4 protein-coding genes are annotated in these 2,078 nt (G+C 41.5%); 1 reads left to right on the top strand and 3 read right to left on the bottom strand.

Annotated features, from left to right (window positions below; all coding sequences use genetic code 11):
- Positions 1-85: 85 nt before the first annotated feature.
- From F6K53_RS38285 to F6K53_RS38275, 3 genes are all read right to left on the bottom strand, one after another.
- Positions 86-262 (bottom strand): hypothetical protein, encoded by a 177-nt coding sequence (locus F6K53_RS38285; protein WP_293085006.1) that lies wholly within the window; start codon positions 260-262, stop codon positions 86-88.
- Positions 252-473, bottom strand: a complete 222-nt coding sequence (locus F6K53_RS38280) for a hypothetical protein (protein ID WP_293085003.1) — start codon at positions 471-473, stop codon at positions 252-254. The genes F6K53_RS38285 and F6K53_RS38280 overlap by 11 nt, the downstream gene beginning before the upstream one ends.
- A gap of 63 nt (positions 474-536) precedes the next feature.
- Positions 537-857, bottom strand: coding sequence for a helix-turn-helix domain-containing protein (locus tag F6K53_RS38275; protein WP_293085009.1), 321 nt, complete (start codon positions 855-857; stop codon positions 537-539).
- A gap of 620 nt (positions 858-1,477) precedes the next feature.
- On the opposite strand from F6K53_RS38275, the gene F6K53_RS38270 reads away from it, so the two are divergent.
- The coding region (locus F6K53_RS38270) for an FAD-dependent monooxygenase (RefSeq protein WP_293085000.1) at positions 1,478-2,078 on the top strand (601 nt) is incomplete at its 3' end.

Below are 2,078 nucleotides of genomic sequence, written 5' to 3'. Positions count from 1 at the left end.
CCACGCATTGTCGGGTCCGTGACAACTCATTCGAGGCTTTATTGAGCCAACTGCCATGTAATGGAGTGTGGTGAATCTCCAATTTTTAGACCTTACGACGTGCGTATGGTGCTTCTTTGGCTGCATAGAGGGAAGCTGGTTTGTGAGTGTTTAATTGATCACATATCAAGGTGAGGGTTTCGCATTCAGGGTAATCAAGATCTAGTAAGCGTTGAATTTCCACTGCCCAATCCACTGCCGTTCTGCGCTCTCTAACTACCACCAAGCGAAGCGCCTGAAAGGGGTTCTGTAAACATGAAGATGCTCGCAGTTCCATTGCGTTCGTATTCATAATCTATGAGCTCTGGATGTCCCGGTTTAGCCGGCAGGGGAATGCGGGTTTCTTTGATCAGTTGGACAGGTTGTTCATCCATACAAATCATTGGACGTTTGGGGTCATAGGGTTGGTGATAAACCTCCAGCACATCTTCCATATCCGCCACAAAGAAGGCATTTTTTTGGGGTGGAATCACGTATTGAAACGCGCAGATGTGGTTTTAATTGGTTTTTTTGAGCTCTTGTCGCACGGTTTCGTGGCTAATGGCTGGTACAATCTCTAGCTCCACTGCTTTGTCGGCTAGGAGTCGTAAGGTCCAACGTGCTTGTCCTGCTGGGGGTTCTCCACAACGTAGAGCGATCAGTTTGGCTTGAGCCTCTGAGTCACATACCCGTTGCCGTGATGGATTCTTCTGCTGCTTTCGTTCCACTGCCGCCTCTAAACCTTGTTCGACTAATCGTTGCCGCAGATTGGCTACCGTGTTTCGGTGACAACCAAAGGTAGTTGCCGCTTGCTCGTCTGTCCATCCTTGTCCATTGATATCAATGTGAGCGCAGAAGAAGCGCGTGTTTTATTTTGTAGGCTGCTGTCTTGCCCCTGGATACCAACTGTTGGAGTTGTTGTCTTTCTTCAAGTGTTAACCGAACAATGTAACGTTTCTCCATGGTTTCTCAGATGATGGGTAATGGCAGATAAGGATTACTTCTGTATCTTCCCATCTATTCACAAAATTAAAACTGACAGACCACTAGGGCTTTCCTAAAAAGTTCCAGCTGCTGAGAAGGTTTGGAGCTGGGTATCATTCCTGAGAAGTTAAGATGACTTGATAGTTGTCAAGTACTCCATATAGTTTTTATCAAAAAACCCTAGCACTATCTATTTTGCAGGTATCTTTAAAAAAGTTTTATATTTTTTTTGTATAAATTTCATTTTTATAGATTAAATTTTATTAAAAAAGCTCATAATCAATAAAATTTAAGTTAGCAAAAACTAGGTATCACTTTAAAGTTAATAATTCTTAAATATTCCGTGAAAGTATTGATATACATGGATTTTAGGCTCTCGGATTCAATAAAAAATGTTGATTAAAATACAACAAAAGTCAAATAGTGAGCCAGTCATAGATATGATCCTTCAAAGGATGGTTATTTAAGTAAGTTTATGATTAACAAAATGAAAGCAGCAAAAGTTCTGATTGTGGGAGCAGGTCCATGTGGAGTTCTACTGTCTCATTACTTGTTACGTCGTGGTAACTATAAAATCGACATCTATGACCGCCACAGTGATCCCAGAACTATCTCTTTCTCTAAGTACAGAGCCTACCCCATCACCCTTAGCGAACGTGGACTGAGGGCTTTGAGAGAAATTGACGGATTAGAAGAAGTCCTTAAAGCTCAAGGAGTGGAAATCACAGGTACGATTTTTCACATCAAAAATGGCAAGAGTAAGTTTGTGTCGAAAAAGAAACCGCTGATTGGTATTGACCGTACTGCGTTGGTGATTAACCTATTAGAGCAACTAACGGAAAAGTTTGACGAAAGTCAACTTAGCATCCACTTTAACTCTAAATGTACTCAGGTTGATTTGAAAGCGAAAACCGTGACCTTTGAGAACGAGATAACAGAAGAGTTAATCGTTAATTATGACCTGTTGATTGGTGCAGATGGCTGCGGTTCAGTGGTAAGAAAGCATTTGCTGAAAACAGAAGGGTTTGAGTGTGAACAAAACTACGTTCGTAGTCAATACAAAACGGTCTTCTTAA

This window comes from Moorena sp. SIO4A1 (assembly GCF_010672065.1).
Taxonomy (GTDB): Bacteria; Cyanobacteriota; Cyanobacteriia; order Cyanobacteriales; family Coleofasciculaceae; genus Moorena.
The sequence above is the reverse complement of the archived record's forward strand: the minus strand, read 5'-3'. Positions and strand labels throughout refer to the sequence as shown.